Origin of the sequence: Frankia tisae (assembly GCF_025403405.1) — a bacterium.
GTDB classification, from domain to species: domain Bacteria; phylum Actinomycetota; class Actinomycetes; order Frankiales; family Frankiaceae; genus Frankia; species Frankia tisai.
Genome location: NZ_JANEZT010000069.1, coordinates 1 through 21,271, shown reverse-complemented (window position 1 = coordinate 21,271; position 21,271 = coordinate 1). Strand labels below are relative to the sequence as shown.

Here is a 21,271-nt window from a genome sequence, read left to right as displayed (position 1 = left end):
CCCGCCCACCCGTCCGCCGGTGCCGGTCGCTGCGGGACGTGCGTGACGTCCGGGGCTGGCGTCGAGCAGGGACCTTCGGTGCTCGTTTCCTGGCCGGCGTCGCGCCGGTCCGGGTCGTTCTCGCCCGGCACATCGTCGAACAGGGACGGCTGTACTCCCGGCCCGTTCACCGCTGCACCCCGCGGAAGCTTCCCGGCCCGACCACCCGTGGTCGTGGACTGTCCGGGCCGCCCCTGCCGGCATATTGCCAAGCCCGGAGAGTGACCGTCGCCGGATCGCCGTCCGGACGACCGAAGGCGTCAACGAGAGACCCGCCGGACTGCGCGGCGATCATCGTGCGAGCCCAGACCCGCCGTCCGTCGCGTAGCACCGTGAACGTCATGGAGTACCGGCGGGCTTTCGTGAGCCAGTGACCTCCGAAACCCCACTGATGCGACCAGCGCAACAGCCCCACCGTCCGCGCGGGTAGCCGTCCCGCCGCCTCATCGAGCGCGGCGGCATACTGCTCGTCGGCGCCGAGCTGCCAGCAGGTCTCGACCAGCCGCCGCCCGTGCACGTTCAGCGGCAGCCGGTCCAGGTGAGCGAGGCTGCGCACCGGCCGGTCGAGCATCCCCCCGGCCTGCACACTCTTCGTCAAATACTTCGCCAGGTAGTTCGCAATCCGCCCGGCATCGGTCGAACGGTCCAGAACGATCGGGGAGATGTCGACCTGCGCACCCCAGCGGACCACCCGCGTTCCCCCCGGATCATCCGGGTCCGGTGCCGGCACGGTCACCTCCGCCAAGACGGCGCGCAGGCAGTCACCGATCAGATCCGTGGTCGCCCACGTCGGGGGCGCCGTGATCTGCTCCGGGTCCTCGGTCCGCCCGTCGAGCCGGATCACGGCGTGCAGGTGGACCAGGCCGCGGGCTTGCATTTCCGCTGCTTTCACGAACGTGATCCGCAGCTGACGGCGCAGCCCTGCCACGGTCAGCCCCGCCGACCGGGCCACGGCGGACTCGACGCCGTCACGGGTCGCCTTCCACAACCGAGGCACGAGACTGTTCCACACCACCGCACCCGGATAGTCGAAGCAGTCCGCGCACAACGGCGACCCGAGCAGCGGATCCCCGTCACCGTGGCGGGCATGACACCCCGCCGCACGGCCATGCGGACACGTGCCCCGCCGGGGCCGGCACGCCCGCGCCTGCCCGTCCTTCCCCGGTGCGCGGCGGGAATGCACCGGGCCGAAGCTGGGCGCGGTCAGCGTGACGAACAACGCCGGATGACCCGCCACCGTGTCCGGCACCCCGCCGCCACCGGCCAACCCGGACAGCACAATCCGCCGGGCATCACGCTTGTAAACCTGCGAGCACGCCGGACACACCGACTCCCGCCGATTGTTACACCGCACATGCACCACACCGCCGGGTTGACCAGCGGACGAGAACACCCGCCGAACCTCACCGGAACCCCGATCAACATGATCGGTATGACCGGTCAGGCGAATCGGAGAAGAACAACCACCAGCAACAACAGGAACACGACGAGGGTCGGGAACACCCTGGGACATAGGGAGATACCGCTTCCAGGCGGACCCGGGCCAGCCCGGCTAACGCCAGGCGGCAGACAGGTCAACGGGCAAGGGCGGTCGTTGACGCCCCGAGCCCGGCCAGCTATTGGCAGCCCGTCTTATTGGCGTGACCCGTTCTAAGTAGTGGCGATAGCAATAGCTCAGCCACCCATATCAACGCATCGCATCCGACTTGGGTTCCCCGAAATGCAGGAAAGCCCCGGGCGGGATGACCGACGACGACATCCCGCCCGGGGCGGACGTGACCAGTTCCCCGCACAAGAAGCGGGGCCGGTCATGAGGATGGGAGGACCCCGCTGGAGGGGGCAGGGTCCTCCCGATGGTGACGGCGGCCGGGGGGAAGACCGCACCGCCGCCACCAGCCCAGGTCAGCCGGCCCGACCGGCCGCCCGCCAGGCGGTATACCGGCCGGATGGCATGACCTCCCACACCTGTCGGCGCACCCACGTCGCCGATTCCGGAAAACCGACCCCCTGCCCGGCATCGGCGAGCACCTCGACGCCGTGCACGACCACCCGACGGCCATGGGCGCACGTCTCAGGTCCGACCGGTTCCACACCGGCGAGAACCAGACCGAACGGCCGGGCGAACACCCCCAGCCGCAACCCGACCGTGAACGCCAACCGGGTCGCGTCCGCCGCAGTGTCCTGGGAATGCATCGCGACAATCCCCACATCCGCCATCGCCGCCAGGCCCATCGCGACCTCGACCAGCCGATCAGCCGACACCGGAATGAACTCCGCTTCCACCGGAGCCCAACCCCGACCCACGTCATACGACAGCGGCGCCGCGACCAGCAGCCCGTTGCGGTCGGGAACCTCCATGTCCACCAGCGAGCGATACCGGGCGTCCTGCGCCGCGACCCACGAAACACCACTCACCGGCCGGCCACTTCCACCGGGATCGGCAGCAGCACCAACGGCACAATCCGCCAATCGGCGTAACGGTGTCCCTGCGCGTAGCCTTCCGCCGCCCCAGGCGTGGGGAACGGGCCGACCGTTCCGGTCACCACGCGGGCCGGGCCCTGCAAGACCGCGATCGCCCACAACACCGCCGCGCCGGCCGCCTCAGCCACCGCCGGCCACCGCCTGCCCAGGGGCGGCGGACTCCTCCCGGCGGGGCGCCGACGCCAGAGCCGTCCGACGCAGCCGCGCGAACTCCCCGCTACGCAGACCGGCGACGAACGCCGACCACTCCGACAGTTCGAACAGCAACGCCGCCCCCTCCGGGCCCCGGCTATGGCGTACCGCCACCCCGGGCCCGTCGATCGACGACACCGGCGACCAGCCCGGCACCGCCGCCACCTCCACCGCACCCGTCCCGGCCCGCGACGACCGCAACCAGAGCAGACGGTCCCGGCCCCAAACCCCCAACTCACACTCGACCCGCGCGCAATGCTCGTCTTCCCAGGCACCCACGCCAGAACCTCCCCTCTCCCGCCGGACGGTGAACGACGGCCCCGGCCGGGGATACGCGGTCAACCCGACCGGAACCGTCACCGATAAGTTCAGCCGGGCGGCGACGATCTGCCCAGAAGAAACCCCCCGCGATCCCGCAAGCCAGCCAGGTCCTCCCGGCTCCACCTTCTTCGGCTCTGCTCTCCTACGCTCCACACGAGAACACGAGAGATCGGACGAGAAAGCAGGCAAGACATCACCGGTGACACAAGACATCGCCGACGGAGTGCCCGACTGGACAGCAAGACCGGTCCGGCACCGTAGGCATCCCGCTACGCTTCTCGCATTGCCCCCATGGAAGCGAGCATGTGATGTCCCGTCTGGCCGACCAGCACCCCGGATGGCATCCGGAGCGGTTACGACAGCGCCGCGTCAAGCTCGGACTGACGCTCACCACCCTCGCCGACCAGCTCCGCAACCTCGACCGGGAGCAGGCCAGACAAGCCGACTTCATCCCGCCGATGGCCTCACCCGAGGTCATCGGCACCCACGAACGCGGCACGACCTATCCCGGCAAGGACTACCGGGCCGCCTACTGCCATTTCTTCCAAGCATCCGAAGCCGATCTAGGATTCCGCCGGCCCTACCCACACGAGACCCCTCCCGCGACGTCGCACCCCCAGCAACCGCCGGTCGAGGTCTCCAACGACAGGACACAACACCCCCGCCCACCGTCCTACTCTGGTCTGACAGGGGCGCGTCTCGTACCGCCCCTCACCGACAGGCCGGAAGGACGGATCATGACCGGGGCCGACGAGACGTTCGATTTCATCGTCAACGCCGAACGGGCCGCCGCCCGCCCGGAAGTCCTCGACCTTCTACAACAGCAGGTCCGCGCACTCGCCATCGCGTTCCCCACGGAGGCGACGAACCTCGTCGGACCACTCCTCGACGCGCAAAAGGTCACATTCCGACTCCTCGACGGCCCCACCCATCCGGACCAGGCACGCGACCTCTACTTCCTCGCCGCCATCGTGTCCGGTCTCCTCGCCCGCGCCGGCGTCGACCTCAGCCAAATCAGCACCGCGCACATCTACGCCCGCGCCGCCTACCTCTGCGCCGACCGCGCCGACCATCCCGGACTTCGCACCTGGATTCGCGTAGAACAGGCACGCGCCGCCTACTGGGCCGGAGCACCCGGCGAAGCCCTGCGCTACCTCAGCCTCGCCGAGCAGAACGCCCACCAGGTCCACGGATCGATCTTGACGGAAGTCTTCGCCAACACCGCACGGGCACACGCTGCCCTCGGCAACGCCGAAGGCACACGGACCGCGATCGCGAGAGCCGCCGACGTCCGCGATCTCACCCAACCCGATGATCTCGATGAAATCGGCGGCGAGCTCACCACCCCGCTAGCCGTACAACTCTTCGTCGCCTCCGACGCCCTGTCGCTACTCCCCGACGAGCCGACCGCCGAACAGGCCGCCCTGCACGCCGTCGAAGCCTTCGCCGAACCCGACGCCGCCGACCTCAGCTACGGCAGCCGAGCCGGCGCACACATCAACCTCGCCCTTGCCCGCGCCCGCCACGGCGACCCCGACGGAGCCCGCGACGCCCTCACGCCGGTACTCACCTTGCCCGCGGCCCGACGCAACCACGGCATCCGCACCCTCACCGGACGAGTACAGACAGCCCTCACCGACCCCCGATACGGCCGATCGCGCCGCGCCCTCGATACCGCCGCGGAAATCGAGGCATACCGCCAGGTCACAAGCCCCGTCCGTCTACCCGAATAGATCCATCGCAGACTTTATATGCGGTTTCAAGGGCGGCCCTTCGGGCCGCCGCGCCGCACACGCCGCGCTCGCCGCACCCGCCGGGCCGACGGTGTCGCCGCACCACGACGGGGCCCCGCCTCCCTCCGGTCGGCACCCCGTCGGGGCGTCGCCCCCGCAGGCCCGTCGGAGCGTCGGCCCGTCGGAGCGTCGCGAAAACCACCGGACTTCCACCCACCCAGAGAGTGGACTTCCACCCACCCAGACAGTGGGCGTCAAGCTACTTTCACCGGCGCTATATACTGACGTTGTCAGCTCGATGAGGGGAAGCTCCCCCGGGACACCTGGCAGGGTGCCCCGAAGGAGCTCTAGCACTAGCTAGCGACGCTTTCGGCGTGTCATCCAGATGCGCGTCGCCAGTCCCACTGTGACCGCGAGGGCCTCCGCCACTCGGGCGGAGCCCAAGTGGTCCATGTTACGAAGCGTGATGCCCGCGAGGTTGAGCCAGGACTGCGCGTCCAGGGCCCTCCTCTCGAAACGATCACCCTTCGGTGAGGGATGATCCATGCACTCTCCTTCTGTCTGCTAGCGAACCACTGAGACCCAATTGGATCTCCCGGCCGCCGTCGGCCGAGCTCGTACCGACGGCCAGCAGACATGACGGATGAGGCAGTTTGACACCCTCCGTGGTACATCGTAGCCACGCCGCAGCAGCACGGTAGATCGGCCCCCGCTGACTTCCAGTTCAGGACCGGTAGCCCGACATCCGCTCGTGATCCCGGGGCTCTGCCCCGGACCCCGGCCCTCTCTCTGGAGGAGGGGAGGGGCCGCCGGTCGCGTGGGCAGCGGGGTGGGGACGTCCGCTGATCGCCTCCGCCGCCCGGTCCCCGGAGGGCTACCCCGGAACCTCCCGCCCGCGCAAGGGACGCACAGCGCCCAGCACGGGATGCGTGTCGTTGGCGCCCTTGCCCGGTCGGGAGAACCCGGGGTAGGGCTGCGCCGCCCGACCGACGGAGGAGATCAGCTCAGCCCGGGGTCTATGAAGTGCGGCAGCCCGCCGGACGTCCCGCGGACGGGTATTCTTCCTGGTCAGAAGGCATCCTTCCGAGCGCACGGCGCGTGACCTCACCGGAACACCCACGCCTTAACGTTTCGTCCCATCGTTGCGTATCGCGTGCAACGAAACAGAAATGACGATTCAGGGTCGATAGGTATTGGGTTCCCGGTGCCTTTGGGCGCTTCCGGTCGCCCGAGCGCCGTGGGCGCACCGCTTCCGACGAGGATTCCCGCTCCGGACGGCTCTGGCACGGCCAGACGACGAGCCCGCCTCGGTCGGAACACCTGAGATGCCGCCGCCGGGCGCGCCGGGCCCGGACACGACGACGGCCGGTAACCCCGCAGGGTTACCGACCGCTCGAAGCGCCGTGCGCGTCTACCTGTTCTGCTGCTTCCCGCTGGGCCAGCCGTTGACGTGCGAGGCGTACCACTGGCTTGCCATCGTCGCCGACACCGTCACCGAGTCCCACCACCGCGCCGCCACGTCATACGGCATATCCGACGCCACACTCACCCGCACCCCCGCCGGAAGGATCAACGTCGGGCGCAGCACCGAGAACCGCGGACCCGCCGCCGGAAGATACACATCCGCCGCCTCTCCCGGATGCGCGTGAAGATCCACACCCACCATTGACCGGCTACCCCCACCGATCCGCACCTCTGGCATCATGCTCACGGGTTCCACTTCCTGTCTGTCTCAGGATTGGGATCAAGGCCCGGGGCCGGTGCTGGTAACACCGTCCCGGGCCGCCTATTCCTTGCCACCCCGCAGGGCCGTTCCTCGCGGGGAAGTCGTGGACGACGCCGCTACGCCGCAGCCGCAGCCGCAGCCGGGAAACGATCCGGGTGCGGAATCACGTCGATGGACTCTTCGCCCGCATGTCCGCCCTTACTGGCAGGCAATACCGTGACCTTGCACAGGTAATCGACGATGCTGCGCCGCCGGTCCAACGGCAGGCCCGGGAAATTCTCCGCCGTCACCCCGTGCAACGCCGAGGGCAGAGCCGTCAGTTTTTCGTCCCGTTCCAGGTCTTCAAGCTTCCCACGCAACCGGGCCAGGTTCCGCTTCAGCCCGTCGACGGAAACATCTTTCAGATCATCGGTGGGATCACCGACAAGGGCGTCTTCGACCTGACTGATACGCAGCCGGACCTCATCGGCGCGGGCCCGTAGGTCATGGGTAGGAACCGCGATGTCCGGCACGTCGAACGTCACGCCATCCCGGGCCAGCCAGCCCACCACGAACCGGGTTACCACATCGTCGACGAGATCACCGCGGCGCCGCAGGTGATTCGCCGACGCGCACCGGTACATCCGCGCCCCGGCACGGTTCCCACCCGCGCGCATCACCTTCCCGCACCGGCCGCACAGCGCGATCCCGGACACCAACCGGTTGGGCTTGTTTCCCGATGCTGTACGGCGCGCCGGGTCCGTCAGCACCGCCCGGCACAACTCCCACCGGGGCATGCTCACGATCGCAGGCCACGCCGCCGGGCCCAGGACCCGACCTTGATGCACTCGCAGCCCCGCGATCCGTCCGCCGATCAGCACCTTCCGTAGCACCGTGACCGACCAGGGAACCCCGGTCGACGTCGCCACCTGGGCATCGTTCAACTCGCCCACCAGCGCCCGCAGCGTACGGCCCGCGATCACCCCGCCGATCGCCCAGCGGATCACTTCCGCCTCATCCGGGCGGACCGTCATCCCATCCTTGTCGTAGCCGAACGGGCGCCGCATGCCCCCATGCGGAAGACCCGCCTCAGCGTTCTGCAACATCTTCCGCCGGATCCGGTCCGACCGATGTTCCGACTCGTAACGCGCCAACCCCCCGAGGATCCGAGCATGCAACCGGCCCTCACCAGTCGACAGATCAACCCGACCGCCCTTGACCGTCTCGATACGCAACCCGGTCTGATTCGCCAAATCGACGATCTCTTCGAGTTCCTTCGGGTTACGGGTCAACCGGTCCACATGCCAGATGAGGAGAACGTTCCACCGGCCCGACGCGATCCCGGACAGCACCTCCTCATACCCCGGACGCCGCTTCCGCGAATACGCCGATACATCGTTGTCCGTCACGACCTCCGGACGCGGCATCCCCAGCCGATCCGCCACATCGTTCAAGTCCGCAGTCTGACGGGCAACCCCCAGACCCGCACCCTCCCGATCCAACGAGATACGCACATACCCCACCGGACGCAACAGCCCGACAGTTGAACCAGCAGAGACGAAAGGATCAGTAATCGTCATAGGACTATTCTAAAACGAGCAGTGCCTCAATTGAACTATGAGACATGCTGTCGTCATCTGCGACGCGATGCGCAGTCTGCCCACCGCAACCACCCCCGAACAGCGCACCGCCGCCGAACGAGCTCTGATCGGCTTCGCCGACAAGTTCGACACCATCCACCTCACCAAAATCGCCGCCCGCCTCCGCGAGACACTGACGATGGTGGACGCCTCCCCCGGCGGCGATGATCCCCACGCCGACGGCCGCACCGGTGAACACACCAAACCCGGCACCGGCGGTGCTGGTGCCGGTGCCGGTGCCGGCGGTGGGGATGATGATGGTGGGGAGAAGCCGAGCTCGGACCCGGCGGACATCCGCCGCCTCACCTTCACCGACACCCCTACCGGCACCACCCTGATCAGCGGGGAACTCGATGCCGAGGGCGCCGCCCTGCTGCGCACCGCCCTGGACAGCCTCGCCGCGCCGCGGCCCGCCGCGGACGGCACTCCCGACCGGCGTAGCCCCGCCCGCCGCCGCGCCGACGCGCTGGTCGACCTGGTCAACCGGGCGTTGGGCGCCGCGGCCGTCCCCGAGACCGGCGGGGTACGGCCGCATCTGACCGTCATCGTCGACTGGAACACCCTGCTCGCCAGCGGCACCATCCCCGCCACCACCGGCTGGGGTCTTCCGCTCCCCCACAGCACCCTGGCCCGGTTGAGCTGCGACGCGGAGATCAGCCGGATCGTGCTCGACCCCGCCGGTGTTCCCCTCGACGTCGGACGATCTACCCGGGTTGTCCCCCCGCAGATGCGCCGCGCGTTGGTCGCCCGCGACCGGGGCTGCACCTTCCCCGGATGCGACCGGCCACCCTCATGGTGCGAATGCCACCACTGCACCCACTGGAAAAATGATGGCGCCACTGCTTTGCACAATCTTGTCCTGATTTGCGGCCAGCATCATCGGCAGGTCCACCACGACGGCTGGACCATCGTCTTCGCCGAAGACGGCCACCCCGCCTACATCCCACCCTGGCGCATCGACCCCCGCCAACGTCCACGCCGCAACCCCTACACCCAAAACCCCACCGACCTCCTGGCCACCACATGACCGCCACCACCGACCGTGACAGCCGGGCCTCCGCCGCTCCGCCGACGGCGCTCCGCCGACGGCGCTCCGAGCCGCGCACGCTCCGCCCCGCGGTGCTCCGCGGAACCACGCCCCGCCGTCAAGGTCGCGCGATCATGGCGTTGCCCGGAACCGCGCGTTCGGCACGGCAGGCGGCGGGACACGTCCGGCGGGGGGCGGCGGCGCCCCCCGCCGGACGTCGGGCGGCCCGCGCGGCGGCCGGGGCCGGGCCGCCGCGCGGAGCCGTCAGAGGGTCGGGCCGAGCGCCCGGCCGCACAGGTTGTCCTGCGCGACGGTGAAGGCGCTGCCCGACGGGTTGACCTGCATCAGCGCGAAGCAGGTCGGCTGTCGGCCACGGGTGGCACCGACGTTGGTCGGTTGGATGAGCCCGCCCGCGTCGTAGCGGGTCAGGGTGCGCATCCCGGCGAGGAAGGACTGCCGGGTGGGGCAGGGGCCCGCGGCCTGCAACCCGCGCAGGAACAGGTCGGTGTTGATGTAGCCGATCAGGCCGAACTCCTGTTCGGCGTCGTCGGTCTGCGGCGAGTAGCGGGCCATCGCGTCGAGATAGTGCTGGATCGGGGCGCCGCCGGCCTCGAAGGGCCGGTAGAACACCGGGACGAGCACTCCGGCCAGGTCGGGGCCGTGGCGGCGCAGCAGGCTGTGGTCGTAGCCGTTCAGCGACAGCACCACCTTCGGGCTCCCGCCGAGCTCGCGGATCGCGTGCAGCACCGGGGGCAGGTCCGTCGGGGTGATCATGGTGACGACGGTGTCCGCGCCGGAGGAGACGATCTCGCGGGCCACGTCGGTCACGCTGTCCGCCCCGGGGGTGTAGGCGAAGCTGCCGACGACTCCGACACCGAGGGCCTGCAGGCTCTGCCCGACCCGCAGGGCCGCGCCGGAGACCCCGGCGGACATTGCGCTGCGCAGCAGGAAGGCGGACGTGCCGCCGCGGTCCTTGACGAACCGGCCGTAGCTGTCGACCGGCGCGGCGAGGGTGCTGGCGAACGAGAACATGTTCCCGTATTTCGTCCAGACGTCCTCGGCCGCGAGGCCCACGGTGGGGATCCGCCGGTCGGCGAGGTACTTCGCGCTGCCGCCGGCGGCGACGGTGAACTCCAGGACACCGAACGCGCCACGCTGGTCGACCAGTTCCCGGGCACCGCTGAGGTTCCCCTCGGTGGTGCCGGCGTCGTCACGCCAGTCGTAGACGACGTTGCGCCCCTGTATCCCGCCGGCGGCCTCGGCCTCGCCGAGGCGTGCATCGACGCCGGCCCGCAGCCCCGGGAACGCTGCGGCGAGCAGGCCCGAGTCGGGGTAGAGCAGGCCGAGCCGGACCTCGTCGCGGGTCACCCCCGGGGCCGCCCTGTCACCGGTGCAGGATGCCGCCGAGGCGGTTGTCCCGGAACATCCGGTGCCGACGGCCAGGCCCAGCAGGATCGTCGACATTCCCAGTTTCACGGCACAGCGACGCATTCGAAGGTGACCCCCATGCTGACACGGCGCACCGCCGCCACAAATGGCTCCGCAAAACGGTTCGGAATCATTCGGCCGGAATGTTCACTGCGGTCGGGCGACATCGGCGCGGCACCGCTGGCAGCGCACCGAGTTCGTCGCCGGGGGGCAGTCCGATCCGGACCGGAGAAGACGACCACCGAACGCGTTCACCTGTCCTGGCTGCCCGGCACGTCTCGGTCGGGCAGCCGCCGGCCGGAACCTAATCCGGTTTCCGGTCGGTGAAACGACAGTACTAAGCCATCCAGCACAAGGGGTCCCATTGCGATGACGACGCGGCATGGCACGATGGTGCACGATGCCGGCCCCCCAAAGCAATATGCAAGAGAAACGCGGTTCGGGGTGCAATAGGAAGTTGCACCCCGAACCGCGTCACCGGTATTCCGTTTCCAGTTTGTATCCGCCGGGTTGCTTTACCCGTCAGGTCGACCGTGGACGGTCAGACTTTCTGGTCGATCGCGAAGCCGGCGGGGACGAGGATGTCCTCGGGCGACAGTTCGTGGATCGACGAATGGCCGAGCCCCAGCAGGGTCTCACTCACGCCCTGGCGGAGGATCTCCAGCACGTTCGTCACGCCGCGCTCGCCGCCGGCGGCCATGCCGAACAGGGAGGCCCTGCCGATCATCACCGCACGGGCGCCGAGCGCGAGCGCCTTGACGACGTCGCTGCCACGGCGGATCCCGCCGTCGAGCAGCACCTCGACCTGCTCCCCCACCGCGTCGACGACACCGGGCAGGCAGCGGATCGACGCCGGGGTGGAGTCGAGGTTGTTGCCGCCGTGGTTGGACACCGAGATCGCGCTCGCGCCGACGTCGACCGCCCGGCGGGCGTCGTCCGGCCGAGTGATCCCCTTGATCATGAAGGGTCCGCCCCACTGCTCACGCAGCCAGGTCAGGTCCGACCAGGTCGGCGGGGGCGTGCCGATCCACTGGCCGTAGGCGCCGAAGAAGGTCGGGGGCGTGGCTTCGCGCGGGCCGAGGTTCGGCACGCCGAGGTCGGGCAGGGACCGGCTGCGCAGCCAGCGGGCGAGGTAGCCCGGGCGCAGCGCGACCTGCGGGGCGTAGCGGGCCATCGCCTTGAGGTCGAGCTTCTCCGGGATGAACGGGCTACCCCAGTCGCGGCGCGAGTCGAACACCCAGTCCAGCGTCACGATCAGGCCCTTGGCACCCGCCGCCCGGGCCCGCTCGGCGCGGGCGAGGATCTCCTCGCGCGACCCCACCCAGTAGGTCTGGAACAGCAGCTTGTCGGTGACCGCGCCGACCTCCTCCACCGGCTTGGAGGCGAACGAGGACAGGCTCATCGCCGTGCCCGCGCCGGCGGCCGCCCGGGCGACGGCGACCTCGCCGTCGGGATCCACCGCCTGCACCCCGGTCGGCGAGATGAGCACCGGGAAGCTGATCTGCTGCCCCATCACCGTCGTGGACAGGTCGCGGGTCGCCGGCAGGTCGGCGACCCGGGGCCGGATCTTCAGCTCGCCGAACGCGTCGACGTTGTCGTTCATCGTGACGCCGGCCTCGGTCCCGGCGACGAGCGCCTGGTACACCCCCCGCGGTAGCCGTCGGCGCGCCCTGCGCTGGGCCTCGGCGACCGTTTCGAACCATGTCCTCGTGCTGGCCATTGCGCTCCCACCTCGTCATGTCCGCCCGCCACCGACCGGCGATCGACGGGCCCCGGATGCCGCCTCCGGCCGGGCACCGGCCGCACGCAACGGGAATCGGACGGCAAGGTCGGGGCGATTTGGCACCGAGTGCCACTATAGCGATCCCGGTGACGTTACGCACCGGTCGCCCGGCGGGGATGATCCGAGAGACGAGGCCGGGCATGCACGGTGCCTCGCCGCCGTCGTGGAGCTACGACGCCGACGCCGAGGCGTGGCGGAACAGGTCGACGACGGCCTCGACCGAGTCGACCTCGGTCCGGGTGCGTTCGGTGCTCACACCGCCGGCCCTCTCGCGCGGCGGCGCCGGGCGCCAGGCCGGTCCAGGCCCGGCCCCCCGGTGACTTGCCTTTCGTTAGCCACTATCGTTTCGTACGTCCACCGTTGCAGCCGCAACGGTGCCCGGCTTCAACCGCCCATGGAGGTCTCGTGACCGCCCCCTCGTCCGAGCTCGCACCGCTGCCGCTCGTCCCCGGTACCTGGACCCTCGACACGGCCCACTCCAGTGTCACCTTCCAGATCCGCCACCTGGGCGTCACCAACGTGCGCGGCCGCTTCGACACGTTCTCGGCGAACCTCGCCGTCGGCGACGCGCTGGAGTCCGTCGCCGTCGACGCGTCGATCGACCTGGCCTCGATCAACACCAACCAGGCCGACCGGGACGCGCACCTGCGCTCCACCGACTTCTTCGACCTGGCCGCGCACCCGGCGATGACGTTCGTCTCCAGCTCGATCTCCGGCAGCGGCGAGGAGTACGAGCTCACCGGTGACCTGAGCATCAACGGCGTGACCAAGCCGGTGACGTTCGCGGTGGAGTTCTACGGCGTGGACACCCACCCGGCCGACAACCGCGTCCGCTCCGGGTTCTCGGCGACCGGCGAGATCAAGCGCAGCGACTACGGCATCAACTTCAACATGCCCCTCGGTGCCGGCAAGCTCGCCCTGGCCGACAAGGTGAAGATCGAGCTCGACCTGCAGTTCATCGCTCCCTGACCCACCGCACCACCGCACCACCCTCACCGCGTAGCACGCTGGCGCCGGGGAGGCCGGGACGTCCCGGTCGGCCCCGGCGTTCGTGCGCCCGCGGCCGGATGGCGCGGCGTCTCAGCCGCAGCCGGCGCCCGCCCGCGGGTCGGCGTGAACGAGATGCTCCTGCGCCCACAGCTCCAGGGCGTGCAGCGCCGGGCGCAACGCCTCGCCGCACGCGGTCAGCCGGTAGCGGGTGGCCAGCGGCGGGCCGTCGAGCACCTCGCGTTCGAGCAGCCCGGCCTGGGACAGCTCGGCGAGGCGCCCGGACAGCATCCGCTCGCTCACCCCGGGCACGAGTTTCGCGATCTCGGAGAAGCGGGCCGGACCGGCCAGCAGCGTACCGATGATCAGCCCGCTCCACCGCTTGCCCAGCAGGGCGAAGACCGGGGCGAGCGCCTGGCAGCTCACCCCGTCCGGCGGCATCGGGACCATGCGGTCATGCTAACGAGCCGGGCGCCGGGGACCACCCGTTCGGTTGATGCCGGTCAACCGCGGGCCAGGGCGGGATCGAAGCCGGCGAGGGGGTCCTCCTGGCAGGCGCTGACCGGCGGCAGTGCCGGGGACAGCACGCTCGGTGCGCGGCCGATCGTCACCGGCACCGGGCCACCGCCGCGGCGCCCCCCGGCCTTGGCCGTGACGGTGCGGGAGTGGTCGACGGACGGCTTCGGTGGGGCGGCGTCCCCGCGGGCGAGCAGCGCGTCGACGCCGTGGCCCACCACGCACTCCGGGTCGGGGCCGTCGAGCGGCAGGCCGGTGAAGAACTTCGCCGCCATGCAGCCACCCTGGCAGGCGTCGAAATGCCCGCAGGAGGCGCACGCCCCGGCGGACTGCGGCTCGCGCAGCGCCGCGAACAGCTCCGAGGTCCGCCACACCCCGGTGAAGCCGCCGGCGTCGCGCACGTTGCCGGCGAGGAACTCGTCGTGGATGGCGAACGGGCAGGCGTAGACGTCGCCGACCGGGTCGATGAGGCAGACCACCCGCCCGGCGCCGCACAGGTTCAGCCCCGGCAGCGCCTGGCCGTAGGCGGACAGGTGGAAGAAGGAGTCGCCGGTCAGGACGTTCTCGCCGGCGGCGACGAGCCAGTCGTAGAGCTGGCGCTGCTGGGCGGCGGTGGGGTGCAGCTCGTCCCACACGTCGGCGCCGCGCCCCGACGGGCGCAGCCGGGTCAGCCGCAGCTGGGCGCCGTAGCGGTCGGCCAGGGCGGCGAAGGCGTCGAGCTGGTCGACGTTCTGCCGGGTGACGACGACGGACAGCTTGAACCCGCGGAAGCCCGCCTCGGCCAGGTTCGTCATCGCGCGCACCGCGGTGTCGTAGGAGCCGGCGCCGCGCACCGCGTCGTTGACCTCGGCGGTCGCCCCGTCGAGGGAGATCTGCACGTCGACGTAGTCGCTGGCGGCGAGCCGGGTGGCCACCTCGGGGGTGATCCGCACGCCGTTGGTGGAGAACTTCACGCCGACGTGGTGGGCGGTGGCGTAGTCGACGAGGTCCCAGAAGTCGGCGCGCACGGTCGGTTCGCCGCCGCCGATGTTGACGTAGAAGACCTGCATGCGTTCCAGCTCGTCGATGACCGCGCGGCACTCGGCGGTCGTCAGCTCCCGCGGGTCACGCCGCCCGGAGCTGGACAGGCAGTGCCGGCAGGCCAGGTTGCAGGCGTAGGTCAGCTCCCACGTCAGGCAGATCGGGGCGGCGAGCCCGCGGGCGAAGTGGTCGACGAGACGCGCCGGGGTGGTGGTGGTCACAGGGGACTCCCCTCGACGATCATGGAGGACGCGGCGAGGGTCGCCAGCGCCCGCTGGTAGCGGTCGAGGGACGCTGCGGGCAGCCCGACCGCGGCCGCCGCGGCCCGCGCGCTGGCATGCGCCGGCAACGCCTCCACCAGCGCCAGCAACGCCGGCTCCTTCAGGAACGACAGCTTGCGGGTACCGAAGTGGTAGAGCAGCGCCCCGAACGACTCCGGCCGCACGGACACCTGGGGATGCAGCCGCCAGGCCCGGTCCAGGTCGAACCCGGCGGCGGCCGGCGCGAGGCCGGCCGCGCCGCGCTCGTCCGGTAGGTCGGCGCTCAGTAGACGCCGCACATGCCGTCGATGGAGACCTCCTCGACGAGCAGGTCCGCCACGACCGGCTCCGCGGGCGCCTCGACGGCCTGGTCGACCTGCACTGACTCCTCCATGAACACTCCCGATCGCTAGAGCTGACTGGGTCCGGAACCGGTGGAGTCTGGTCCCGCCGCGGAAACGACTTTAGTGGCACCGAGTGCCAAAGGGAAGATGTCAGACCGGAACGGGCAGGTCAGGCCCGTGCAGCCCGTGCAGCCCGTGCAGCCGGTCAGGCCGGCGGGGGACGCCAGCCGAGGGCCGGGGCGACGGTGTGCGCCACGTCGTGCAGGATCTGCTCGTAGTCGCGGCGGTCGAACTCGTACGGCAGCTCCACCCGCAGCTCACTCACCTCCGCCACCGCCGCGTCGGCCCGCAGCCCGTCGAGGATCCGCTGCGCGTCGCCGACGAGGTCGGGGGCGAACAGGGTCCGCCGCTCGCCGTGCGGGCGCAGGGTGCGCTCGTGGCGGGCGGCGGCATACACCCGGTAACGCTCCCGGGTGGCCCGGTCGGCGCTGTCGAAGGGCACGACGACCCGGCCGAGGGCCACCCGCGCGGGCCGGTCGGCGCCGACCAGGCGGCGGTACTCGCGGATGAGGGTGCGCTGCGCGGTCGCGAAGTCGGCAACACCCTCCCCGGCGGCGATGCCCTCCCCTGAAACGATGTTGCCCGTGAGCAGGTTCAGGCCGTTCTCGCCGGTCCAGCGCACCGAGCGCAGGCTGCCACCGCCGTACCAGAGCCGGTCTGCGAGGCCGGGTGCATGCGGCTGCAGGCGGGGGCGCTGGGTGTTGCCCGGCGAATGGATGACGGTGTCGGGGTCGCCGAGGTGGTCGCCGAGCAGGTTGTCGCGCAGCCGGGCGATGCGGCCGTAGGACAGGTCGAAGCTGCGCCAGTCGCCGTCGAAGACGAGGTCGCCGAGCAGCTCGGCATGCGGCGGGGTCCCGGCGCTGAGCCCCACCTGCAGCCGGCCGCCGGAGAGCACGTCGGCGACGGAGAGATCCTCGGCCAGCCGGAACGGGCTTTCGTACCCGATGGGGATGACCGCGGTGCCGAGCTGGATCCGCCGGGTCCGCTGGCCGGCGGCGGCGAGGAACACCGCCGCCGAGGACACCCCGTGCTCCAGGTGCCGCTGGCGGATCCAGGCACCGTCGAAGCCCAGCCGCTCCCCGAGCTCGAACAGCCGCAGGGTGTCCTCCAGGCCCGCGTGGGGGTCGTCGTCGGGGTAGTTGCCCGGGGTGAGGAACGACAGCGACGTGATGGCGGGGCCGTCGCCAGGCGCCGCGGCCGGAGCGGGCGGGGATGGCGGGACGCTCATGATCGCGAGATGCGCTCGTGCGGGATGCGGTGACCGGCGTCGACCGCGACGGGCAGCCGGTTCTCCGCCGGTGGCAGCGGGCAGGTCGCCAGGTCGGTGTAGGCGCAGGGCAGGTTGCCGGCCCGGTTGAAGTCCAGGGTCACCGTGCCGTCGGCGGCGGGCGCGTCGAGAGTCAGCGACCGGTTCGCCGCGTACGTGGTCACCCCGCTGGTCGCGTCGGTGAACAGCAGCAGCAGGCTGCCGGCGGTGTGGCCGGGGAAGGCGGTCAGCGCCAGCGGCTGTCCGTCGACGGTGAACTCGACGCGCCCGGGTGCGTCGTAGACGTGGGCGAGGCTCTCCACGGCCGCGCCGACCGTGACGGGCCGCGGCGCGTCGAAGGGCACATAACGTCCGGTGAGCACCCAGCGGGGATCCGGCGGGTAGGCCGGGGTCGGGGTGTGGTCGAGGCGCAGCCGGTTGCCGGGATGGCGGGGGCGGACGATGTCCTGCCCGCCGCGGCGGGCAACCTCGACGACCGCGTCGCCGGCGGTGGCGTACACGCTGCCTCGCTCCGCGATGGGCGCGAAGGTGTACCGGCCGGTGCGGCGCTCGCCGCCGACGGTGAGCTCCTCGCCGTCGGCGAGCTCGACGGTCACCCCCGCCTCGCCCGTCGACCAGGCTCCGGGGGCGTCGTCGAAGCGGGTCGGCTCGGTGCCGAGCCAGTGCAGGGCGGTGACGGCGAGGAAGCCGTACGGGTCGGTGAGCGACCGCTCCCGCGCCTCGTACCACTCCTGCCACTGCTGCTCGAACGTCGCGCGGTCGTCGATCTGCTGCACCGTCATCAGGACTCCTTGTTCACTCGAAGGCTGGCGTCGGCTCGAAGGCTGGCGTCGGCCGGGGGCCTGCGGGCGCGGCCGGGGATGGCCGCCAGCAGGTCGCGGGTGTAGTCGTCGGTGGGATGGGCGAACAGGTCCGCGGTCGGCGCCGTCTCCACGATCCGCCCGCCGCGCAGCACGACCACCCGGTGGGCGATCCGGCGGACGACGGCCAGGTCGTGCGAGATGAACAGATACGCCACGCCGGTGTCGGCCTGCAACTCGGCAAGCAGGTCAAGCACCTGGGCCTGCACCGACACGTCGAGGGCGGAGACCGGCTCGTCGCAGACGACCAGGTCGGGCCCCAGCGCCAGGGCCCGGGCTATCGCGACCCGCTGACGCTGCCCGCCGGAGAGCTCCCCGGGGCGGCGGCGCAGCGTCGCGGCCGGCAGCGCGACCCGGTCGAGCAGCTCGCGGGCGCGGGCCAGGCGGGTGGCCCGGTCGCCGACGCGGAACACCCGCAGCGGCTCGGTGATCACCTCGGCGACGGAGAACCGCGGGTTCAGCGAGGCGTACGGGTTCTGGTAGATCAGCTGCGCCCGGCGGCGCAGGGCGCGCAGCCGGGCGCCGCGGGCGGCGGTGACGTCCTCGCCGTCGAAGACGATCCGCCCGGCGCTCGGCTCGGCCAGGCGCAGCACGAGCCGGGCTGTGGTCGACTTGCCCGACCCCGACTCGCCGACCACGGCCAGTGTCTCGCCGCGGCGCAGTTCGAAGCCGACGTCGTCGACGGCCCGCACCGACCGCGGCCCGCCACCGGCCATCCGCGGCAGCGGGAAATCCTTGACCAGATGCTCGACCCGCACCAGGACCTGCGCGGTCGGATCCGGGGCCGCCGTCGCATCCGGCCGCGCGGCGGGCCTTGCGGCGGGATGGGTGAAGGCGGACGCCGCGGCGGGAAGGGTCACGGCGAGGCTCGGTGCGCTGGCGACCAACCGGCGGGTGTAGGGGTCGCGGGGGTCGTCGAGGATCCGGGCGGTCGGCCCGGTCTCGACGACCCGGCCGGCGTTCATCACCACGACCCGCGCCGCCCGGTCGGCGGCGATGCCGAGATCGTGCGTGACGAGCAGGATCGCCGTCCCGCTGCCCTCGGCCAGCCCCTGCAGATGGTCGAGGATGCGCCGCTGCACGGTGACGTCGAGGGCGCTCGTCGGTTCGTCGGCGATGATCAGAGCGGGGCCGGCGGCGATCGCGATGGCGATGAGCGCCCGCTGGCGCATCCCGCCGCTGAGCTCGTGGGGGTACTGGCGGGCCCGGATGGCGGCCGCCGGCAGCCCGGCGCGTTCGAGCAGCTCGACGGCGGCAGGCGCGGCGGCGCGGCGCGGCGCCAGCCCGTGGATGCGCAGCACCTCGGCGACCTGGTCACCGATGCGCTGCACCGGGTTCAGCGAGACGGCGGGGTCCTGCGGGATGAGACCGATGCGCCGCCCGCGCACCGCCTGCAGCCCCCGCGGCGACATCGCCGCCAGGTCCTCACCGCCGAAGTGGACGGTGCCGGCGTCGATGCGCCCGCCGGCGGGCAGCAGGCCGATGATGGCGTGCGCCGTCGTGCTCTTGCCCGAACCCGACTCGCCGACCAGGGCGACGATCTCCCCGGGGTGGACGTCGAGGTCGACGCCGCGCACCGCCTCGACCTCGCCGCCGCGCGCACGGTACGACACCCGCAGCCCGCGCACGGCCAGCAGGCCCACCGTGGCAGGGTCCGCGAGGACGTCCGCGGCGGCGCCCTCAGGGGAGTCCTCCGCAGGCGCCGGCGGGGTCTGCGGCGTGGCCGGGACGGTCGGCGTGGGGTCCCGGGTCACCGCGCGGCCGCCCATTCTCCGTCGAGGGCGCGGGCGACGCGGTTCGTCGCCAGCACGGTCGCGGCGATGGTCAGCCCCGGCAGCGTCGACAGCCACCAGGCGTTGGCCAGGTAGTTGCGACCGCCGGCGACGAGCGTGCCCCATTCGGGGGCCGGTGGGGCGGCGCCGTAGCCGAGGAAGCTCAACGACGACACGGCGAGCACGGCGGTGCCGAAGTCGAGGGTGGCGAGCACGACGACCGGGCCGATCGCGGCGGGCAGCACGTGCCGGCCGAGCAGGGTGTACCAGCGCGCGCCGCTGGCGCGGGCCGCCTCGACGTAGCCGGCCTGGCGCACCCGCAGCACCTCGGCGCGCATGACCCGGGCGAAGGAGGCGACGCTCGCGATCCCGACGGCGAGCGCCACCTTCACCGTGCCGTAGCCGAGCGCGGTGACCAGCGCCAGCGACAGGAACAGCGCCGGGATCGACAGCAGCACGTCGACGAGCCGCATGAGCACGTCCTCGACCCAGCGACCCACGAAGCCGGCGACCAGCCCCAGGGTGCCGCCGACGACGAAGGCGACGGCGACCGCGATCAGCGTCGCCTTCAGCGACAGCGCCGCGCCGTGCACGACTCGGGTGAAGGTGTCTCGGCCGAGCTCGTCGGTGCCGAACCAGTGCCCGGCGCCAGGCGGGCGGAAGTTCTGCGCCGGGTCGCCCACCAGCGGGTCGCGGCCGGTGAACAGCGCCGGCCAGAACGCGGCCAGCACCACCAGCACCAGGCACGCGACGGCGAGCACGAGCCCGGGGCGGCGCAGCAGGAAACGGCCCAGCCGGCGGGCGCCCGCGGTCCCGAGGCCGGTGGCGGGCAGCTCGGCGGCGGGCCCGACGAGCAACGGGCCGCTCACGCGAGCCCGCCCCGCACCGCGGGCGCGACCACGATCCGCGGGTCGAGCAGCGGGTAGACCAGGTCGACGGCCAGGTTCGCCAGCACGAACACCAGCGACCCGAACACGATGACGCCCTGCACGACCGGGATGTCCTGGGCGCCCACCGCCGCCGCGGTCACCCGGCCCAGCCCGTTGCGGGAGAACACCGTCTCGACGACGACCGCGTTCGCCATGAGCTGCCCCACCAGCACCCCGATGATCGTCACCGTGGGCAGCGCCGCGCCGCGCAGTGCGTGGCGCAGATGGATGCGCACCCGCCCGGCGCCCTTGGCCCGCGCGGTCTGCACGTACGGCTCCTCCAACGCTGCCAGCAGGCTCTTCGCCAGCACCTGGGCGATGATCGCGCTGCTGGGCACGGCGAGGGTGACCGCCGGCAGGACCAGCCCCCGCAGCCCGTCGTTGCCGAACGCGGGGAACAGCCGGGCGCGAAACGACAGCAGCTGGACGAGCACCAGCCCCACCCAGAACGCCGGCACCGAGACCCCCAGCGACGGCAGCGACAGCAGTGCCTGGCGCAGCGCGCGGTGCCGGGTGTAGGTCGCCACCAGCGCCAGCCCACCGCCGGCGAGGACCGCGAGCAGCAGTGCGGCGCCGGCGAGCGCCAGCGTCTGCGGCAGCGCCTCGGTGATGACGCGGGCCACCGGGCGGCCGGTGGCCACCGAGTCGCCGAAGTCGCCGCGCACCGCCCGGCCCAGGTAGTCGGCGTACTGGGCGAGCACCGGCCGGTCGAAGCCGTACTGGGCCCGCAGCGCCGCGACCTGCTCGGGCCCGACCTGCTCGCCGTCCAGCCCGCCGCCGGCCATCGCCGAGACGGGATCGCCCGGCAGGTAGTCCAGGACGAGGAACGACAGCGTGTACGCCGCCCACAGCACGGCGACGGCCTGGGCGAGGCGGCGCAGCACATACCGTCGCATGCCCGCTGCCC

The 21,271-nt window shown here is 71.7% G+C and carries 21 protein-coding genes; 4 read left to right on the top strand and 17 right to left on the bottom strand.

The features are described from left to right. Positions 1-166: 166 nt before the first annotated feature. The 4 genes from NBZ85_RS09380 to NBZ85_RS09365 all read right to left on the bottom strand — a co-directional run bounded on the left by NBZ85_RS09380 (position 167) and on the right by NBZ85_RS09365 (position 2,946). Positions 167-1,552, bottom strand: coding sequence for a replication initiator (locus NBZ85_RS09380; protein ID WP_264761481.1), 1,386 nt, complete (start codon positions 1,550-1,552; stop codon positions 167-169). Between the two features lie 389 nt (positions 1,553-1,941). Then, complete coding sequence (locus NBZ85_RS09375) at positions 1,942-2,454, bottom strand: hypothetical protein (protein WP_261561797.1); 513 nt, start codon at positions 2,452-2,454, stop codon at positions 1,942-1,944. After that, positions 2,451-2,648 carry a hypothetical protein gene (locus tag NBZ85_RS09370; RefSeq protein WP_261561796.1) on the bottom strand — a complete coding sequence of 66 codons (198 nt, stop codon included), beginning with the start codon at positions 2,646-2,648 and terminating at the stop codon, positions 2,451-2,453. The genes NBZ85_RS09375 and NBZ85_RS09370 overlap by 4 nt, the downstream gene beginning before the upstream one ends. Next, the gene (locus tag NBZ85_RS09365) at positions 2,641-2,946 is read right to left on the bottom strand and encodes a DUF397 domain-containing protein (RefSeq protein ID WP_261561795.1); all 306 of its coding nucleotides are present in this window, start codon (positions 2,944-2,946) and stop codon (positions 2,641-2,643) included. The genes NBZ85_RS09370 and NBZ85_RS09365 overlap by 8 nt, the downstream gene beginning before the upstream one ends. Before the next feature lie 395 nt (positions 2,947-3,341). On the opposite strand from NBZ85_RS09365, the gene NBZ85_RS09360 reads away from it, so the two are divergent. Beyond that, entirely contained in the window at positions 3,342-4,766 is a 1,425-nt protein-coding gene (locus tag NBZ85_RS09360) for a hypothetical protein (protein WP_261561794.1), read from the top strand. A gap of 1,411 nt (positions 4,767-6,177) precedes the next feature. Here the strand turns inward: NBZ85_RS09360 and NBZ85_RS09355 are convergent. Continuing rightward, positions 6,178-6,471, bottom strand: a complete 294-nt coding sequence (locus NBZ85_RS09355; protein ID WP_261561799.1) for an energy transducer TonB — start codon at positions 6,469-6,471, stop codon at positions 6,178-6,180. 137 nt (positions 6,472-6,608) lie between these two features. Further along, positions 6,609-8,051, bottom strand: coding sequence for a recombinase family protein (locus NBZ85_RS09350; protein ID WP_261561793.1), 1,443 nt, complete (start codon positions 8,049-8,051; stop codon positions 6,609-6,611). 37 nt (positions 8,052-8,088) lie between these two features. On the opposite strand from NBZ85_RS09350, the gene NBZ85_RS09345 reads away from it, so the two are divergent. Continuing rightward, complete coding sequence (locus NBZ85_RS09345) at positions 8,089-9,138, top strand: HNH endonuclease signature motif containing protein (RefSeq protein WP_261561792.1); 1,050 nt, start codon at positions 8,089-8,091, stop codon at positions 9,136-9,138. A 264-nt stretch (positions 9,139-9,402) separates the two neighbouring features. Here the strand turns inward: NBZ85_RS09345 and NBZ85_RS09340 are convergent, their stop codons facing one another. Together NBZ85_RS09340 and mftD are read right to left on the bottom strand one after the other, a co-directional pair. After that, positions 9,403-10,602 carry an ABC transporter substrate-binding protein gene (locus NBZ85_RS09340; protein ID WP_261557592.1) on the bottom strand — a complete coding sequence of 400 codons (1,200 nt, stop codon included), beginning with the start codon at positions 10,600-10,602 and terminating at the stop codon, positions 9,403-9,405. A 505-nt stretch (positions 10,603-11,107) separates the two neighbouring features. Beyond that, positions 11,108-12,286, bottom strand: coding sequence for a pre-mycofactocin synthase MftD (gene mftD, locus NBZ85_RS09335; RefSeq protein WP_261557591.1), 1,179 nt, complete (start codon positions 12,284-12,286; stop codon positions 11,108-11,110). Positions 12,287-12,489: 203 nt separating this feature from the next. Between mftD and NBZ85_RS09330 the strand changes: the two genes are divergently transcribed. Both NBZ85_RS09330 and NBZ85_RS09325 read left to right on the top strand, forming a co-directional pair. Next, the gene (locus tag NBZ85_RS09330) at positions 12,490-12,669 is read left to right on the top strand and encodes a hypothetical protein (RefSeq protein WP_261557588.1); all 180 of its coding nucleotides are present in this window, start codon (positions 12,490-12,492) and stop codon (positions 12,667-12,669) included. Between the two features lie 85 nt (positions 12,670-12,754). After that, on the top strand, positions 12,755-13,318 hold the full coding sequence (locus tag NBZ85_RS09325; RefSeq protein WP_261557587.1) for a YceI family protein: 564 nt from the start codon (positions 12,755-12,757) through the stop codon (positions 13,316-13,318). A 111-nt stretch (positions 13,319-13,429) separates the two neighbouring features. Here NBZ85_RS09325 and NBZ85_RS09320 read toward each other — a convergent pair whose 3' ends face one another. The 9 genes from NBZ85_RS09320 to NBZ85_RS09280 all read right to left on the bottom strand — a co-directional run. Then, entirely contained in the window at positions 13,430-13,786 is a 357-nt protein-coding gene (locus NBZ85_RS09320) for a winged helix-turn-helix transcriptional regulator (RefSeq protein ID WP_261557586.1), read from the bottom strand. 53 nt (positions 13,787-13,839) lie between these two features. Next, a complete protein-coding gene (mftC, locus tag NBZ85_RS09315; RefSeq protein WP_261557585.1) occupies positions 13,840-15,093 on the bottom strand; it encodes a mycofactocin radical SAM maturase in 1,254 nt (417 codons plus the stop codon). Continuing rightward, complete coding sequence (mftB, locus tag NBZ85_RS09310) at positions 15,090-15,431, bottom strand: mycofactocin biosynthesis chaperone MftB (protein WP_261557583.1); 342 nt, start codon at positions 15,429-15,431, stop codon at positions 15,090-15,092. Before mftB ends, mftC begins: the two co-directional genes overlap by 4 nt. Next, positions 15,416-15,526 (bottom strand): mycofactocin precursor MftA, encoded by a 111-nt coding sequence (gene mftA, locus NBZ85_RS09305; RefSeq protein WP_044883333.1) that lies wholly within the window; start codon positions 15,524-15,526, stop codon positions 15,416-15,418. The genes mftB and mftA overlap by 16 nt, the downstream gene beginning before the upstream one ends. A 155-nt stretch (positions 15,527-15,681) precedes the next feature. Beyond that, positions 15,682-16,764 carry an LLM class flavin-dependent oxidoreductase gene (locus tag NBZ85_RS09300; protein ID WP_261561791.1) on the bottom strand — a complete coding sequence of 361 codons (1,083 nt, stop codon included), beginning with the start codon at positions 16,762-16,764 and terminating at the stop codon, positions 15,682-15,684. Next, a complete protein-coding gene (locus NBZ85_RS09295; protein WP_261557573.1) occupies positions 16,761-17,585 on the bottom strand; it encodes a DUF1684 domain-containing protein in 825 nt (274 codons plus the stop codon). The genes NBZ85_RS09300 and NBZ85_RS09295 overlap by 4 nt, the downstream gene beginning before the upstream one ends. Further along, positions 17,585-19,432, bottom strand: a complete 1,848-nt coding sequence (locus NBZ85_RS09290; protein ID WP_372517747.1) for a dipeptide ABC transporter ATP-binding protein — start codon at positions 19,430-19,432, stop codon at positions 17,585-17,587. Before NBZ85_RS09290 ends, NBZ85_RS09295 begins: the two co-directional genes overlap by 1 nt. After that, complete coding sequence (locus NBZ85_RS09285) at positions 19,414-20,304, bottom strand: ABC transporter permease (protein WP_261557571.1); 891 nt, start codon at positions 20,302-20,304, stop codon at positions 19,414-19,416. The genes NBZ85_RS09290 and NBZ85_RS09285 overlap by 19 nt, the downstream gene beginning before the upstream one ends. Beyond that, on the bottom strand, positions 20,301-21,271 hold a 971-nt coding region (locus NBZ85_RS09280), incomplete at its 5' end, for an ABC transporter permease subunit (RefSeq protein WP_308205168.1). The genes NBZ85_RS09285 and NBZ85_RS09280, both read right to left, overlap by 4 nt.

What these genes read in the sequence shown, in the direction of transcription:
- NBZ85_RS09360 (WP_261561794.1), top strand. Translation starts at nt 3,342, where the DNA reads ATGTCCCGTCTGGCCGACCAGCACCCCGGATGGCATCCGGAGCGGTTA.
- NBZ85_RS09350 (WP_261561793.1), bottom strand. Translation starts at nt 8,051, where the DNA reads ATGACGATTACTGATCCTTTCGTCTCTGCTGGTTCAACTGTCGGGCTG.
- NBZ85_RS09320 (WP_261557586.1), bottom strand. Translation starts at nt 13,786, where the DNA reads ATGGTCCCGATGCCGCCGGACGGGGTGAGCTGCCAGGCGCTCGCCCCG.
- mftA (WP_044883333.1), bottom strand. Translation starts at nt 15,526, where the DNA reads ATGGAGGAGTCAGTGCAGGTCGACCAGGCCGTCGAGGCGCCCGCGGAG.
- NBZ85_RS09290 (WP_372517747.1), bottom strand. Translation starts at nt 19,432, where the DNA reads ATGGGCGGCCGCGCGGTGACCCGGGACCCCACGCCGACCGTCCCGGCC.
- NBZ85_RS09345 (WP_261561792.1), top strand. Translation starts at nt 8,089, where the DNA reads ATGAGACATGCTGTCGTCATCTGCGACGCGATGCGCAGTCTGCCCACC.
- NBZ85_RS09300 (WP_261561791.1), bottom strand. Translation starts at nt 16,764, where the DNA reads ATGAGCGTCCCGCCATCCCCGCCCGCTCCGGCCGCGGCGCCTGGCGAC.
- NBZ85_RS09340 (WP_261557592.1), bottom strand. Translation starts at nt 10,602, where the DNA reads ATGTCGACGATCCTGCTGGGCCTGGCCGTCGGCACCGGATGTTCCGGG.
- mftD (WP_261557591.1), bottom strand. Translation starts at nt 12,286, where the DNA reads ATGGCCAGCACGAGGACATGGTTCGAAACGGTCGCCGAGGCCCAGCGC.
- NBZ85_RS09380 (WP_264761481.1), bottom strand. Translation starts at nt 1,552, where the DNA reads ATGTCCCAGGGTGTTCCCGACCCTCGTCGTGTTCCTGTTGTTGCTGGT.
- NBZ85_RS09295 (WP_261557573.1), bottom strand. Translation starts at nt 17,585, where the DNA reads ATGACGGTGCAGCAGATCGACGACCGCGCGACGTTCGAGCAGCAGTGG.
- NBZ85_RS09330 (WP_261557588.1), top strand. Translation starts at nt 12,490, where the DNA reads ATGCACGGTGCCTCGCCGCCGTCGTGGAGCTACGACGCCGACGCCGAG.
- NBZ85_RS09355 (WP_261561799.1), bottom strand. Translation starts at nt 6,471, where the DNA reads ATGATGCCAGAGGTGCGGATCGGTGGGGGTAGCCGGTCAATGGTGGGT.